The organism is Christensenella timonensis (genome assembly GCF_900087015.1).
Classification (GTDB): Bacteria; Bacillota; Clostridia; order Christensenellales; family Christensenellaceae; genus Christensenella; species Christensenella timonensis.
In genome coordinates this window covers 206,080-221,712 of the sequence record NZ_FLKP01000002.1, presented here as the reverse complement: position 1 = coordinate 221,712, position 15,633 = coordinate 206,080, and the positions used below count along the sequence as shown (strand labels likewise).

The 15,633-nt window shown below is 50.7% G+C and carries 15 protein-coding genes and 1 tRNA gene; 7 read left to right on the top strand and 9 right to left on the bottom strand.

Annotated features, from left to right (window positions below; genetic code table 11):
- Positions 1-92 precede the first annotated feature (92 nt).
- Positions 93-830, bottom strand: coding sequence for a 4Fe-4S binding protein (locus BN6471_RS02540; protein ID WP_162270165.1), 738 nt, complete (start codon positions 828-830; stop codon positions 93-95).
- 5 nt (positions 831-835) lie between these two features.
- Complete coding sequence (locus tag BN6471_RS02535) at positions 836-1,540, bottom strand: TetR/AcrR family transcriptional regulator (protein ID WP_066645220.1); 705 nt, start codon at positions 1,538-1,540, stop codon at positions 836-838.
- 160 nt (positions 1,541-1,700) lie between these two features.
- On the opposite strand from BN6471_RS02535, the gene BN6471_RS02530 reads away from it, so the two are divergent.
- A complete protein-coding gene (locus tag BN6471_RS02530; protein WP_066645217.1) occupies positions 1,701-4,013 on the top strand; it encodes an ABC transporter ATP-binding protein in 2,313 nt (770 codons plus the stop codon).
- The gene (locus tag BN6471_RS02525; protein WP_066645212.1) at positions 4,006-5,889 is read left to right on the top strand and encodes an ABC transporter ATP-binding protein; all 1,884 of its coding nucleotides are present in this window, start codon (positions 4,006-4,008) and stop codon (positions 5,887-5,889) included. Before BN6471_RS02530 ends, BN6471_RS02525 begins: the two co-directional genes overlap by 8 nt.
- 56 nt (positions 5,890-5,945) lie before the next feature.
- Here the strand turns inward: BN6471_RS02525 and BN6471_RS02520 are convergent, their stop codons facing one another.
- A complete protein-coding gene (locus BN6471_RS02520; RefSeq protein WP_082903289.1) occupies positions 5,946-6,395 on the bottom strand; it encodes an aminoacyl-tRNA deacylase in 450 nt (149 codons plus the stop codon).
- Between the two features lie 252 nt (positions 6,396-6,647).
- Between BN6471_RS02520 and BN6471_RS02515 the strand changes: the two genes are divergently transcribed.
- The 3 genes from BN6471_RS02515 to BN6471_RS02505 all read left to right on the top strand — a co-directional run bounded on the left by BN6471_RS02515 (position 6,648) and on the right by BN6471_RS02505 (position 9,317).
- Positions 6,648-7,115 (top strand): RpiB/LacA/LacB family sugar-phosphate isomerase, encoded by a 468-nt coding sequence (locus tag BN6471_RS02515; protein WP_066645208.1) that lies wholly within the window; start codon positions 6,648-6,650, stop codon positions 7,113-7,115.
- A gap of 133 nt (positions 7,116-7,248) precedes the next feature.
- Positions 7,249-7,977 carry a LytR/AlgR family response regulator transcription factor gene (locus BN6471_RS02510; protein WP_066645206.1) on the top strand — a complete coding sequence of 243 codons (729 nt, stop codon included), beginning with the start codon at positions 7,249-7,251 and terminating at the stop codon, positions 7,975-7,977.
- Positions 7,974-9,317, top strand: coding sequence for an ATP-binding protein (locus BN6471_RS02505; RefSeq protein WP_066645204.1), 1,344 nt, complete (start codon positions 7,974-7,976; stop codon positions 9,315-9,317). Before BN6471_RS02510 ends, BN6471_RS02505 begins: the two co-directional genes overlap by 4 nt.
- A 329-nt stretch (positions 9,318-9,646) precedes the next feature.
- Here the strand turns inward: BN6471_RS02505 and BN6471_RS12815 are convergent, their stop codons facing one another.
- The 4 genes from BN6471_RS12815 to BN6471_RS02480 form a co-directional block, all read right to left on the bottom strand.
- Positions 9,647-10,324, bottom strand: coding sequence for a hypothetical protein (locus BN6471_RS12815; protein WP_147553969.1), 678 nt, complete (start codon positions 10,322-10,324; stop codon positions 9,647-9,649).
- A gap of 210 nt (positions 10,325-10,534) precedes the next feature.
- A tRNA-Ser gene (locus tag BN6471_RS02490) sits at positions 10,535-10,626 on the bottom strand.
- 98 nt (positions 10,627-10,724) lie between these two features.
- The gene (locus BN6471_RS02485) at positions 10,725-11,336 is read right to left on the bottom strand and encodes a TetR/AcrR family transcriptional regulator (RefSeq protein ID WP_066645198.1); all 612 of its coding nucleotides are present in this window, start codon (positions 11,334-11,336) and stop codon (positions 10,725-10,727) included.
- A gap of 19 nt (positions 11,337-11,355) precedes the next feature.
- Complete coding sequence (locus BN6471_RS02480; protein ID WP_066645192.1) at positions 11,356-12,048, bottom strand: TetR/AcrR family transcriptional regulator; 693 nt, start codon at positions 12,046-12,048, stop codon at positions 11,356-11,358.
- Positions 12,049-12,344: 296 nt separating this feature from the next.
- On the opposite strand from BN6471_RS02480, the gene BN6471_RS02475 reads away from it, so the two are divergent.
- Both BN6471_RS02475 and BN6471_RS02470 read left to right on the top strand, forming a co-directional pair.
- A complete protein-coding gene (locus tag BN6471_RS02475; RefSeq protein ID WP_066645191.1) occupies positions 12,345-12,623 on the top strand; it encodes an HU family DNA-binding protein in 279 nt (92 codons plus the stop codon).
- 2 nt (positions 12,624-12,625) lie between these two features.
- Entirely contained in the window at positions 12,626-13,375 is a 750-nt protein-coding gene (locus tag BN6471_RS02470; RefSeq protein ID WP_278287588.1) for an MIP family channel protein, read from the top strand.
- A gap of 100 nt (positions 13,376-13,475) precedes the next feature.
- Here BN6471_RS02470 and BN6471_RS02465 read toward each other — a convergent pair whose 3' ends face one another.
- Both BN6471_RS02465 and BN6471_RS02460 read right to left on the bottom strand, forming a co-directional pair.
- Positions 13,476-14,129 carry a potassium channel family protein gene (locus tag BN6471_RS02465; protein ID WP_066645189.1) on the bottom strand — a complete coding sequence of 218 codons (654 nt, stop codon included), beginning with the start codon at positions 14,127-14,129 and terminating at the stop codon, positions 13,476-13,478.
- Positions 14,130-14,181: 52 nt separating this feature from the next.
- Entirely contained in the window at positions 14,182-15,552 is a 1,371-nt protein-coding gene (locus BN6471_RS02460) for a TrkH family potassium uptake protein (RefSeq protein ID WP_066645184.1), read from the bottom strand.
- Positions 15,553-15,633 lie beyond the last annotated feature (81 nt).

Sequence of the window (15,633 nt, the reverse complement as noted above, 5' to 3'; positions counted from 1 at the left end):
CCATCCGAGACTGCGGTAAACTACGTCTATCGGGAGCGCGACGACTGGCGGCAACAAGTATTGGCAGAAAGCTTACTCAAGGCAAAAAGCCCTCACACTGCCGGTCGGCTTTGGTGAGGTTGTCCTCCAGCTTCTTTGCCGCGACGCGGAAAAGGGGATTGGAAAGCTTGCGCGCGCGCCGGGCACTGTTTTACGCAGGCAAAACAGCGGATGCACTTTTGCGTATCCGTTTTCCTGGGGGCAGCCGCGTCGATCGCGCCCGCAGGACAGATCTTTGCGCATACGCCGCAGCCGGTACACGACTTATCCCCCTTGGGGGCAAACGGCACGCTGCCGTACGGACGGTAGGGATGCCCGCCGGGAAGGGCCGGACGGAAAGCGGGAAGCGGATCCAATTTTGCGGCAAACGCCCTCGCGAGCGCGAGATCGTCCGCGTTCGGGCGGCCGGAAGCGATTTTTTCCGAAAAGGTATGCTGCGCAAGTCCCGCAAAGGCGGCGACCGTATCAAAATCCTGCTTGGCACAAACGTCTGAAAGCTCCAGCAGCGCATCGTCAAACGCGCGGTTCCCGTAGCTCACAACAAGAATGGCGGGCGTGTGGTCGCCGTGCAGATGGTTCAAAAGACCGCCGTCAATTTGGGGGATACGGCCATAATAGACGGGCACGCCTAAAACGACCAGGTCGTCCTTGGTAAAAAAGTGCTCCTTTAGCCGCGTCTCCCGGTCTGTCAGGCCGACATGCGCATATCCTGCGTCCAGTTTTCCGGCGATTTCTTCCACATACTTTTTCGTCCCGCCGGTGGGACTGAAATAAACTGCCGTTGTTTTCATATGGGTCATTCTCCTTTTTCGGACGGATCGCGCCTGGGATGGCAATGCTTGTGCATTTCACGCATCTTGCGGCGGCGTCCGTCGCGATCCCAATTCCGCCAGATTCCATCGAGGTTGATATGCTGCGCTTTGCGCAGCTCGGCTTTTACATCGAACAGCACTTCCATCTCTCCTCGGCTCGCTTCCTCAAAGCTGAACCCGCCGCCGGACATCACCCAGGCAAACGATGTGCTCATCAAAAGCTGGTGCATGAGCGAGAGCAGCATCTTAGGGTCGGACATGTTACGCATTTCGCCTGCGGCCTGTGCCTTTTTTATAATGTCCTGCTGCAGCGCAAGCATGGAATCCCGTTTATCGTCCAGCCGAAACGTCCCCACATCGCGGTTTAAATTCTTGATGAAGAGCTGGCGCGCAATTTCTGTGCCGGAATCGTTAATGCGCTCAAAAAAAGGTTTATAGGAAAACCATAATTGTTCGATAAAATTTTCGGCATTGAGGATTTCTACGAACGAGGAGGTATCGATGTCATAAGAGATTTCGTGATAGTCGTCCAAAAGATCGTCTTTTGACTTGAAGTAATAATAAAAGGTGTGCTTGTTGACCCCGCTGGCCTTACAGATCTCGTTGATGGTGACATTCTCGAAACCTTTTTCTCGAAACAGGCTAAGCGCGATCTGTTTGATTCTTTCTTTGGTATTCCTCTCGGCCATGACGACACTTCTCTTTCCAGTATTTCAACATTGAGGTTATCATATTTATGCAACCGTGTCAATAATTATTAAAAACATATTGACAATATTATGCAACCGCAGTATCATAAACCAATCAAGAAGTTTCGATTTTTCAAAAAGAAAGGAAAAAGAAAGTTATATGAGGCGCATACTGAAGTATTTAAAGCCTTATGCCATGCTCATCTTGGCAGCGGTCATCCTGCTGTTCGGGCAGGCGTACTGCGACCTGTCGCTTCCTAACTATATGTCGAAGATCGTCGATACCGGCATACAGCAGGGCGGCATCGAGCGCGCGGCGCCGCAGGCGGTGAGCGAAGGGACGATGAACACCTTACAGGCGTTTATGGACGACGGCCAGAAAAACTTGGCGAAGGCAAGCTACACGCTCGTGACAAAAGACAGTGCGGATTATGATACCTATTTAAAGGAATACCCGGCGCTCGAAAATGAAAATATCTATGTGGAGAACAAGGTAGACGAGAAAACGCAGCTTGAGCTGGGAGCGGTTTTTGCAAAGCCGTTCGCATCTGTAAGCGCGATCAACCAGGTGATCGAGGCGGAAAAGAGCGGCTCTAACACAATCGCGCTGGATAAGCAGCAAAACGAGGACGGTACGGAAAAAACGGCGGAGATCCCGCCGGCAGTGACGCAGTTTATGATGTATTATGCACAGCAGCCGGAGGGCACGGATTTCTTTGCCGCCCTGAACGCGTACCCGGACGCCCAGCAGGTATACGGGGCATTGGGCAAGCTGCTCGACGAGAAGCTCGGCGGTATGGACGCCAGCACGCTCCAGCAAATGGCGATCCCGGCGGTCAAGGCCGAATATGCGGCACTGGGGATGGACACCATGGCAATCCAGCAAAGCTACATCCTGAGCAACGGCGGCCTGATGCTTCTTTTGGCGCTGGGCAGCGCGGCATGCACGGTTGTGGTCGGGCTGCTTGCGGCAAAAACCGGAGCGGGCGTTGCGCGCGACCTGCGGGAGCGGACATTCACCAAGGTGGAGAACTTCTCCAATGTGGAATTTGATAAATTTTCGACGGCGTCGCTCATTACGCGCAACACCAACGACGTGACGCAGATACAGATGGTGCTGATCCTCATGATCCGCATGGTCATTTATGCGCCGATCATGGGCGTGGGCGGCGTCATCATGGCGCTCAATAAAAGCGTTTCCATGTCGTGGATTATCGCGCTTGCGGTCATTGTGCTGCTGGGGTTCATCGGTTCGATCTTTGCGGTCGTCATGCCCAAGTTCAAGAAGATACAGGGTTTGGTCGACAGGCTGAACCTTGTCATGCGCGAGAGCCTTTCAGGGCTGATGGTCATTCGTGCCTTCAATACGCAGAAATTTGAGCTCGACCGTTTTGATAAAGCAAACGAAGACCTCACCAAGACATCGCTGTTCGTCAACCGGGCAATGGTGCTGATGATGCCCGTCATGATGCTGATCATGAACGGGATATCCGTACTCATCATCTGGGTAGGCGCCAACCAGATCGCGGCTTCTTCCATGCAGGTGGGCGATATGATGGCCTTCATCCAATACGCGATGCAGATCATTATGGCGTTCCTCATGATGTCGATGATGTTCATCATGCTGCCGCGTGCTTCCGTATCGGCAAACCGTATCGCGGACGTGCTGGATACGGATCCGGCGATCAAAGACCCCAAAAACCCGAAGAAGTTTACAGACCCCAAGGGGCTGCTTGAATTCAAGGACGTGTGTTTTGCCTATCCGGGCGCGGACGAAAATGTGCTTACCGATATCAATTTTGTCGCCAGGCCGGGAGAGACAACGGCTTTCATCGGCTCGACCGGGTCGGGGAAATCCACGGTGGCAAACCTGATCCCGCGTTTTTACGACGTGACGAGCGGGAGCGTGACCATCGACGGGATCGACGTGCGCGACGTCACGCGCCACGACCTGCGCGACCAGCTGGGATATGTGCCGCAGAAGTCGGTACTGTTTTCCGGGACGGTCGCTTCCAACCTGCGGCTGGGCGACGAGGACGCAACCGACGGGCAGCTTGAAAAAGCGGCGGAGCAGGCGCAGGCCATGGAGTTTATCTCTAAGAGCAAGCGCGGTTTTGACGGCGGGATATCGCAGGGAGGCGCGAACGTCTCCGGCGGGCAGAAGCAACGGCTTTCCATTGCCCGCGCGCTGGTAAAAGACCCCAACATTTATATTTTTGACGACAGCTTTTCGGCGCTCGACTTCAAAACGGATGCGACGCTGAGGGCAGCCATCCGGGAACAGACGCAGGATAAGACGGTGCTTATCATCGCGCAGCGGGTAGGCACGATCATGGACGCGCAGCAGATCATCGTGCTGGACGAAGGCAGGATCGTCGGCAGGGGTACGCACAAGGAATTGATGAAGGATTGCGAGGCGTACCGCGAGATCGCGCTGTCACAGCTTTCGGAGGAGGAACTGACAAATGAGTGAAAAGACGAATAAACGGCCTCCGATGGGAGGTAAAAGAGGCCCGATGGGCGGTGGCGGCCCCGGACACAACGTACCTGTGACGGGTGCGAAAGCAAAGGACTTCAAGGGTTCCATGAGCCGGCTCTTAAAATATATCGGAAATTATAAGGGCGCGGTCATCACGGTATTTATCTTTGCCATCGCTTCCACGATTTTCACGATCATCGGGCCGAAGCTGATGGGCAACGCGACGACGGTACTGTTTGAAGGCGTGATGGGGCAGATCAGCGGCAGCGGGACGGGGATCGACTTTACGCAGATCGGCCAGATACTGATCACCCTGTTGGTGCTGTACGGAATATCCGCATTATTCAGCTACATCCAGGGATTCATCATGACGGGCGTTTCCATGAAAGTTACTTACCGCCTGCGCAAGGACATCAGTGAGAAGATGAATACGCTCCCGCTTTCATACTTTGACAAGAACAGCCACGGCGACGTGCTTTCGCGCGTGACAAACGACGTGGATACGATCAACCAGACCTTAAACCAGAGCTTATCGCAGATCATCACGTCGGTGACGATGGTGATCGGCGTGGTGATCATGATGCTGACGATCAGCGCCCTGATGACGGTTGTCGTGGTCTGCATCATCCCCATTGCGCTACTACTGATCTTCCAGGTGGTCAAGCGTTCGCAGAAGTTTTTTAAACAGCAGCAGGAATACCTGGGCACGGTCAACGGGCACGTGGAAGAAATGTACGGGGGGCACAACGTGATCTCCGCCTATAATGGAGAAGCGGAAAGCATCGAGGTGTTCAACAAAGAAAACGGCAAGCTGTACAATGCGGCATGGAAGGCGAATTTCATGTCCGGTATGATGCAGCCCATCATGGGTTTCATCGGCAACCTCGGCTATGTTGCGGTATGCGTGCTGGGCGGGTATTTGGCGGCGAACGGGACGATCACGGTCGGTAACATCCAGTCGTTCGTTCAGTATGTGCGTAACTTTACGATGCCCCTGTCGCAGCTGGCAAATATATCGAACATCCTGCAGCAGACGGCTGCGGCCGCAGAGCGTGTGTTCGAGTTTTTAAACGAAGAGGAGGAATCCCCGGACACGGCAAACCCTGTGAAGCTCGAAAAAGTGGAAGGCAACGTGGAGTTTGAGGATGTGCACTTTGGTTATACGCCGGAAAAGATCATCATCAACGATTTTTCCGCCAAGGTAAACCCCGGGCAGAAGATCGCGATCGTCGGCCCGACGGGGGCAGGCAAGACGACGATGATCAAGCTGCTCATGCGTTTTTATGACTTGAACGGCGGCAGGATCCTGATCGACGGGCATGACGCGATGGACTTTACGCGTGCGGACCTGCGGCGGCATTTCGGCATGGTGTTGCAGGACACATGGCTTTACAACGATACGATCATGGAGAACATCCGTTACGGGCGCATGGACGCGACGGACGAGGAAGTGATCGCCGCGGCGAAGGCCGCATATGCAGACCACTTCATCAAGGCGCTGCCGCATGGGTATGAGATGGTCTTAAACGAGGACGCATCCAATATCTCGCAGGGGCAGAAACAGCTGCTGACCATTGCGCGGGCGATCCTTGCCGACCCGGATATGCTTATTTTGGACGAAGCGACGAGCTCCGTGGATACGCGTACCGAGGCCTTGATCCAAAAAGCGATGGACAAGCTGATGGAAGGCAGGACGAGCTTTGTTATTGCGCACAGGCTGTCGACGATCAAGGATGCAGACCTGATCTTAGTCATGAAGGACGGCGACATTGTGGAGCAGGGCACGCACGACGAGTTGCTTAAGCAAAACGGGTTTTACGCCGACCTTTACAACAGCCAATTCGCAGCCCCGGCCATCGCCGCGTCATAAACAAGACAGGAAAATGAAAAAGCCGCCTGATATGGCGGCTTTTTGACTGGAAAATTTTATTCGACGAAACCGAGCATGCGGTTTAAGCGGATCACGTCTTCGGGTTTGATCTTCAGCGTTTGCAAAGGGTCGCCCGTGCCCCCGTAGATGTAATCGTGTATGGTCAGGCTCTTGTCAAAAAGGCAGGGCAGGTTATGGCCGATCAGCGGCAGGTTGCCCGTTTTATAGCCCGTAGCCTGGGCGACGACTTTAGGGTTCGCCAGCTGCAGGGTATGGAAGCCGTGCTCTGCGGCCAGCGATTTCAAGTTGACCTTGCCGCGCTGTGCGTTCATGATGAGTGCGGCAAGGCTCTGGTCGGCTTGTACGACAAACACAGGCGCGCACTCTTCCAAGGGGAAATATTTGCCCGAATCCTCCACGGTGAGGATCGGCTCATCGTGGGCGATGATCTCAAAATCGGCTTTGTTCATCGTTAAAAATTCTGTCAGTTGTTCCAATGAAAACACGTATTGTCCTCCTTTTTTGCAGTCCTTTGGGAGCGGGCAGCAGATTCTGCATCTTCCACAGGATTTGGTTCCATTTATTTTATTTTATCACAAAATGTAGTGTTTTGAAAAGGCGTTCCCCTCGATTTCCCCTGTCCGGTTGACGCGGATTATGCTTTGTTGTACAATAAAAATACAAAAAATAAACGTAAAAAACCAAATCATATTTTATAAAAACAACATAACTACACAAAAACAAAGGAGGCAAAGGCCATGGAAAAAATCGTAATTGGTTCAGATCTGAGCGGGTTTACGCTGAAAGAGGCTGTGAAAAAGCATCTGGAAGAGCTGGGGTTTGAGGTGACGGATGTGGGGACGCTCAGCCCGGATCAGCCGGTGGAATATTACCAGGTCGGCAGCAATTTGGGGGAAGCGATCTCCAGCGGGAAGTTTGAGCGCGGCGTCGTGATGTGCGGTACGGGCATGGGTGTGAGCCTCATCGCCAACAAATATCCGGGCGTATATTGCGGATTGTGCGAATCCGTTTATGCGGTAGACCGCGCAAGGACGTTCAACAACATCAATGTGCTCGGCATGGGCGGCTTTTTTGCGGCGCCGGAGCTGGGGTGCAAGATGGTGGATACCTTCCTTAAAACGGAATGGAAACAGGGCGAGGATGCGGAAACCGCCGCAACCTTGGAGGATGCATACAGGTATATGCAGGAGCTGGAGAAAAAATAAGGGCGGATGCACAAAAAGCCTGCAAAACCTGCGGGCTTTTTTGTTGTGATAAATTACACGGCGAACGGAAATATGATACAATATAATATTGGAAGTGATGGTAACCTGGCGTTGCCGTAGGGGGAGTATTGGCTTGAAAATCGCGATCGTGGACGACAATAAACCTGATCTTAAGTTACTTGGCGGTTTTATAGCAGGCTATTGCAGGGAAAACCGCGTGGATTATGAGCTGGCTGCCGCGGCGGGCGGCGGCGCTTTCCTGCACGGCTTTTGCGCCGGCAGGTATGACCTTGTTTTTCTCGATATCTTTATGCAGGGGATGGACGGGATGGAGGTCGCCCAAAAAATCCGCGAAACGGACGGCGACGTGTTGATCGTATTTACGACCACGAGTTCGTCTTATGCGGTCAAAAGCTACCGGGTACGGGCCTTTGATTACCTAGTGAAGCCGTTTTCGTACGAACAATTTTGCCAGACCATGTGCCTGTGCGACAAGGCGCTGGCAAAAAAACGGCATTATATCGAGATCAAGGAAGGCCGCGTGATCCGCAAGGTCTTGCTTGAGGATATCATCTATACGGACTATGCGAATCATTATATTTACGTCCACACGAAGACGGAAGTGGTCAAGAGTTATCTGTCCTTTGCCGATTTTTCGCCTATGCTGCTCTCCTTTCCGCAGTTCCTCTGCTGTTACCGCAACTGCATCGTGAACCTGGACCATGTCCTGATGCTAAAGGACAGGGATTTTGAGATGACGGACGGTGTGCGTGTGCCCATCAAAAAGGAATGGTACCAGGAAATCCGCCAGAAATATGCAGACCACATTTTTGGTGAAATGGAACGGGAGGAAAGGGTATGAGCCTTCCTTTCGCGTTTTTGTTTTTTATTGCGCCGACACTTTTTCATTTGTACTTTTTTTTCGTGGTTTTTAATGGACGCATGCGTTTTTCCGCAGGCAAAGAAATAGCAATCTTTACGGCAATCGTAGCGGGGGCGGCCTGCCTTTGTTTATACTATGTGCATGGGCCGGCGGAAGGTCTGGGACGCAATCTGCCGATGGTGGTATTCATTGCCGCCCTGATCGCATCGCAGTTTTTAATGTACCGTGCGGCAATACCGCAAATCATTTTTACTTATTTCCTCATCACGACATGCCTGGATTGTGTTTTTTCCCTTGGAAAAGTCTTGCAAATTTATTGGTTGAATGATTTTTTGCCGACGGATATTTCTTTCGTTGTTTCCTATACGGTTGTTTTGATCATCGTTGCACCGCTCATGTACCTGATGCTGGGAAAAATGTTGCGGCCGCTTGTAGAACAAGAGAAAAAAACGCCGGGTGCTTCGGTGTGGAATTTTTTGTGGGCGGTTCCCTTTCTCTTTTTTGTTCTTTATAAAGCGGTCATTTCCTTTGATTACAGCTCCCCGTCCGAGTATCTTGGCGATCCGCCCATCTTGGTGATCGTTGTCTGGTCGGCGTGCTTGTTCCTTTCGTATTATGTGATCCTGGAAGCTTTGCTGCGGACGGTGAAACAGGCGGAATTGCAGGAAGAGCTGCGTATTTCAAAAATCCTGCTTTCAGTGCAGGAGCGCGAATACCGTACGCTGCGAACATGGATCGAAGAGGCGGGCAGGAAACAACACGACAGGAAGCATTACCTGCTTTTGATGAAAAGCTATATCGGTTCGGGGCAGCTTGTAAAGCTGGAAAGCATGATCGATGGAGAACTCGACGATTTGCAGCAAAGCGATGTGCGGATCTGTGAAAATTATGCGGCTGACGCGATCGTCCGCTATTATATGGATCTGGCGGCGGCGCAGGACATCCGCTTTGAACACCGTATCAAGCTTCCGGAAGCGCTCGCCGTGCCCGACCAGGAGTTATGTGTGGTAGTGGGAAATATTTTGGAAAATGCGCTGGAGGCATGTGCCCGGCAAAAAAGCAGGGCGCGTTTTATCAGCATCCGTGCAGAAACTACGGGCAAGGACGTAGTAGCGATTTCGGTCAAGAACAGCTATGAAGGAAAGATTGTTCCTTCGGGCAATGGACGGTTCTTGTCGGCAAAACGCAATCAGGAGGGCATTGGTATCGCCTCGATACAGAACATCGTTTCCAAAAACAACGGACTGGCCGAATTTCGTTACCGGGACGGCGTTTTTATATCGCGCATCCTGCTGAACCCGCCGCGGGATATGGATTGACCCGCGAGTGTTGTAGCCGCAGACTGGCTGCGGGCTACCAGAACACACCTTGGGGCATGAACCCGCACCGGCTGTATGATAGGAGTGGGATGACCGGTGAACACAAGCGGTAACATAATTATTGTAAAAAAACAGATGTACAGAATCAATTTTTTTACAAAAAGCGTTGGTTTTTTACTGAAAAGGCACTCTGCGTTTATTGTTCTCATATGATATATTTATTCTAAGAGCACACAAAAACAAACGAACGGAGCATTCTCCATTTGCCTTTGGCAGTAGTTTTGCAGTTAATAACACAGAAAGGCCATAATTTTTATTGCATGCGAATATTAATATCCATATTTGGCTTTTAAATTCGATTTTGCATTCACATACCAGCTATCCAGAGCGGATTTTTGCTCGTTCAAAGGACGCATAGCCTTTTGATAATCATCTTCTATTGCGTTTATAACACTTTCGGGGATATCTCCCAATGTACGCTCTGCATTTCGTATAGCAAGGCGTTTTGCAAGGTATGCATCCTGCATCTGAGAAGTTATCTCATCATTGGTTTTGTTATATTCTAATTCGAGAGCAAAAAGCTCTGCCTCGTACTCCGCGCGACGATCGGGTGTTGGATCAGGAGTAGGTGCGGGTGTGGGTATCGGTGTAGGTTGAGGAGTCGGCACAAATGTAGGCTCTGGCGTTGTAATCGGTTCCGGTGAAGGCGTACCAACTTGATTATTTGATGTCGACGATCCGGAAGATGTGTTAGATGTTTTAGAATTGGGCTTTTTTGTTGCAGATGGAGTAGCCGAAGGCGACGGAGTTGCGCTTACCTTAGGAGTAGGGGTAGCCGTTGGTGCAGCAGAATGCGTCATTGTAGCAGACGGAGACGGTGTAATGGAAGCGACCGCAACTTCAGACGGACTAGGGCTTGGGGCTTCTTGTTCGGGCGAAGCAAAACAGCCTGCAAGAATTGAAAGTGAAAAAACACAACACAGAATTACAATCAATACTCTTTTCATAATCTATACCATCCTTTTATTTGTATGAATTGCATTTTTTATAATTTAAAATTATTCAGTATCATTATAACTATAACACATTCACTGTATTCTTGCAGTTTCTGTCATTTAGTTATATGGTGTATACAAAAATATATGCCAAGTCAAAGATTATATAAAATCTGTAGGTGATACCGGGCAAAAGAAAAAACCGCATGATTGCGGTTTTTCTGGCGGACAGAGGGAGATTCGAACTCCCGGAACGCTATTAACGTTCACACGATTTCCAATCGTGCGCCTTAAGCCAACTCAGCCATCTGTCCAAATATATTTTCTTTACAGCGAAAACTATTTTATCACAAAACAGGCATGCTAACAAGCTATTTTCTCATTTTTCTGCAAAAATCCCGTAAATAAAGGATCAACGGGTTTTCCGTTTTCCTTTCGGCTTCAGCTTCAGGGGCGTCAGGACTAAGAGGTCGACCAAATCGCCTTGATCGCCTTTATATACGAGCGAATGTTTGTTGGCCAGAAGGATAAGGCCGTTGACCACGGATGATACCAGCGGGACAAGCAAAGGATATTCATTCTTTGGAACCTTGCATTTTTCCAGATAGCCATTCATGATCTCCATATAGGGATGGCCGTCATATGAATTCCTGTAAAGCGCATGGCCTGCCGGCCAGAAAGTTTGGCCGGGCGCATCCGGATGAAGCAAATAATGGTATTGGGGATGCTTGACCATATAGCGCACATAGGCCTTGAGCAAAGCAACAAAGGGTTCTTCGTCAGAGGCCTTTTTTACGGCACGGTTGATATAAGGATACATATGCGCAAGTACATAAGGAATCGTCGCCCCGATGAGGGCATTTTTATTTTCATAATATTTATAGGCGGTCGCATGTGTGACACCACATTCCGCCGCAATTTTGCGCAGGGAAATCTTATCGACCCCATAGGCTTCGATATGGCGGATCGTTGTTTCCAGCAGCAGGTTTTGTATATTCCTCGTTTTTTTTGCCGTCGGTTCCATAAACGATTGCCCCCTCGCGTCAGAAATATCTTTTAAAAAAATATTTTACCAGTTGGTTGACCGTCTCCTCGCGGTTTTCGTCCGCAAAGAGGCGTTTGTCAGCGAACACAAAGGAAAGGCCGTATATGAATGCAAAAACCGTGATCTGCCCAAGGCACACCTCAGGGTCGTCTTCGGCAGGCTCCAGCTCTGCGGGGATCGCAGAAGAAATACGCGCCCTAAAATCCTTCTTTTTCAGAAGGGCATCGATAATAGGGGCGGGGAGCTTGCTGAAACGGTTCAGGGTTTTCAGGCTGGGGAATCCGGGATACTTCCCTTTGCAAACAAGCCCTTTATCACCGGGCTCAAGGATATAGGCAGGCGTTTTTGTGACTTGTGGCTGCTGCAAAACCTGCCAGTGAAAAGGATATTTTTCGATGAGCGTCAGGTAAATATTGGCCAGCAAAGCGATCTTCTGCTCAAAATTCTGGGAGGAACACAGCACAATTTCTGTCGCTGTAGAGGTCAACTGCGCCAAAATACGTTCATTCAGCGCCTCGATCAGTGCATCTTTATCTGCGAAATGATTATATATGGCATGCGGAGTGACATGGCAAAGAGCCGCCAGTTTACGCATGGTAAGTTCTTCCAAGCGGTGATCATTTAAAAACATCAAACTGCCCGCAATCAATTCCTCCTTAAGGGAACGCGGTTGCGATTTCTTTTTTTCCAATGTATCATTCCACTCCTGGTAAGTATTATACTATAGCGATATTGAAGTTACAATGAGCGAAACGCAAAAAATGGCTGTAAAATTAGATTTTGAACGGTAAAAAAGCGACAGAAACAGTAAAAACAAGAGGCATATATTGACTTTTTTACCTTTAATGAATACAATGTAAAAAGGGTATAGTAACCATTGTATACATATCGTGTTTAGCTGTTTAATATCAAATTTGCTGGCTGTAAGCAATACGAAGCACGCAGGCCATCGTTTGTTTTATAGAATGTATATTGAGGAGGAAAAGTATGAATAAGAAGTGTTTGGTTGAAAAGGTTGCCGAAAGAACGGGATTCATGAAAAAGGACGTCGAAGTAATGACCGATGCCTTGCTGGATAGCATTGCACAGACGCTGGCAAAGAATGAAAAGGTGCAGTTTGTGGGCTTTGGAACCTTTGAGGTACGCACGCGTGCCGCAAGACAATGTAAGAACCCGCGCACAGGGGAGATGATTAAGATCGGTGCAACGAAAAACCCTGCTTTCAAGGCAGGGAAAAACTTGAAAAAAGCCATCGAAACACGGTAATTATAAGTTCTTTATATTATAGGAGGTATCATTTTATGAAAAAGTATCTTGCTGAATTCATCGGAACGTTTGTTCTCGTGCTGTTTGGCTGCGGGACGGCGGCGCTTTCGGGCGGGATCGGCGGAGTGACGGGGGTCGTGGGTATCGCGCTCGCGTTTGGCCTTTCTATCGTGGCGATGGCGTATTGCATCGGCAACATTTCCGGCTGCCACATCAATCCGGCGGTGTCGTTTGCAATGCTTCTTTCAAGGCGCATGAGCGGTAAGGATTTCATCGGCTATGTGGTCGCACAGGTGTTGGGCGCGATCTTGGCGAGCGCAATCCTGATGTTCATCGTAAACAGCGCTGAGCTGGGCGGCATTGCGCAGACGGGCCTTGGGCAGGACGGCTTCGGCGACGCTTCTTTCGTAGGACTCTCCATGGGCGGCGCGTTTGTTGTGGAAGTGATTCTGACTTTCGTTTTCGTATTGACGGTCTTGGGCGTAACATCTTCTGAAAAGATGGGATCGGTTGCCGGTATCGTGATCGGTCTGACGCTTGCTTTTGTGCACATCATCGGGATCCCGCTGACAGGGACGTCCGTTAATCCGGCAAGAAGCCTTGCCCCGGCGATCTTTATGGGCGGCGAAGCACTCGGGCAGGTATGGTTGTTCATCGTGGCTCCGCTGATCGGCGCCGCGATTGCTGCCGTGATCTGGATCGGTTTTATGAAAGGCAAGCAAGATAAAAGGGAATCCGGCGAGATCCTGTAAATAAGAATTTCCCTGCCGCCAGATCAGGGCGGCAGGAAAATATGGTCAGTGATCCTGCAATGAAAAAACGGCCGTTTCGGCCGTTTTTTTGATAGCTTTTTTATTTGTTTTCTTCAAGCTTGCTGATTTGCTCTTCCGAGCCGATCACGATCACCACATCGCCCGCGGAAATGCGGTCGCCCGGGAGCGGGTTGACGTTGACGTCCGTTTCGCCGTGACGGATCGCAATCACGCTGAGTCCGTATTTTTTACGGAAATCCAAATCGATGAGCGTTTCGCCTACCCAGGCTGCGTGTGCTTCGAGTTCGGCGATGCCATAGTCGTCCGAAAGCTCGATGAAGTCAAGGATATTGGACGAGAGAAGGTTGTGTGCGACGCGGATGCCCATATCGCGTTCCGGGAATACGACTTTATCGACCCCCATCTTATAGAGCACCTTCGCATGCACCTCGCTCTGCGCTTTGACGACCACCAGGTCGATGCCCTGCTCCTTACAGATGAGGGCGGCCATGATGCTGGATTGGATTTCGCCGAGGCATACGCAGGCAACGTCAAAATTACGGATGCCGAGCGATTTTAACGCGTTTTCATCCGTAGCGTCTGCCTGTACGCCGTGCGTCGCATAGTGCATGGCGTCATTGATCTTCTCTTCATTTTTGTCGATGACGAGCACATCGGCATCCTGCTCCACCAGGGTTCTTGCAACACTGGTACCAAAGCGGCCCAGCCCAATGACTACATATTGTTTTTTCATAACTTCTCCATTTGCCGTCTTGATGGCGGACGGCCTGCCATAATATTTATACCTAACCGATCATGATCTTATCTTCCGGATAACGGTAGTTACAGCTTTGCTGGCGGGACATGCGTTTTGCAAGCGCGAGGGATACGGTAAAGAAACCGACCCTGCCGCCAAACATCGTCAGGATCAGCAAAATCTGGCTTGCGGGGGACAACGCCGCGGTAATGCCGCACGAAAGCCCAACCGTGCCGAAAGCGGAAGTCACCTCGTAGAGGATATCGGATACGCTGATGTGGTGTTGGTCAAAGACAGAGATCAGCGTGGTCATAACGGCGACGGAAAGCATGGCCAGGGTGATGATCGTGATGGCACGCATCACGAGCTGTTTATTGATACGCCGTTTGCCGAGCACAACATCCTGCTTGCCGCGGATGACCGTGATAATGAGCGCTAAGAGCATGATGGCTGTCGTGGTTTTGATCCCGCCGCCCGTGCCTGAGGGCGAGGCGCCGATGAACATCAGGGCCACGGTAGCGATCTTGGAGGCAGGCGTCAGGTCTGCCTGCGGGATGCTTGCGAACCCGGCCGTACGCGTCGTTACGGACTGGAAGGCTGCCCCCAGGACTTTATCCCCGTCGGTAAAGCCGGGTGCGCCCAATGTTTTAGGGTTGCCGGACTCCATAACGAGGAAGAAAATAAAGCCGCCCAACAATAAGATGCCGGTGGCGATGAGAACGATTTTTGTGTGCAGGGAAAAACGGTATTTATGCCCTTGCCTCGCCTTGCGGTAAAGCTCCACCACGACGAAGAAGCCGAGCCCTCCTATAATGATGAGGCCCATGATGGTCGAAAGGACGAGCGGGTCTTTGCCGTACGACACGATGCTGTCGCCCAGCCCCAGAATATCGAACCCGGCATTACAGAATGCGGAAACGGAATGGAACAGGCTGTAATAGATGCCTGTGCTGACCCCGTATTCCGGGATGAAACGGATGGATAATAAAAGCATCCCCGCCACCTCTGAAATGAGGGTGACGATCAGGACGTTTCGTGTCATGCGGACAACGCCCTGCAGGTTGGACTCATTCAGGGAATCGCGGATCACGAGGCGGTCTTTTAAAGTGATGCGCCGCCCGAGCAGCATATAGACCATGGAGGTCGCGGTCATAAAGCCAATGCCGCCGAGCTGGATCATTATCAGCATGACGAACTGGCCGAAAAGCGTATAAGCCGTGCCGATCTCGACAACGGTGAGGCCGGTCACGCAGATGGCGGAGGTGGATGAAAAAAGAGCCGTTAAAAAACCCACCGATTCACCAGAGGTCGAAGCAATCGGCAGGCATAACAACAGCGCACCTATTAAGATCATACCACCAAACCCGAAAACCAGTATTTCAGCCGGATTCAGGGCTTTCCGTTTTTTCAGAATACGCAAAACTCTTCTCCTGTAAATGAAGAATTATATTTAAATCAATTCCAATTATACACGTTCTGCCTAAAAAGTACAGTCCTGATA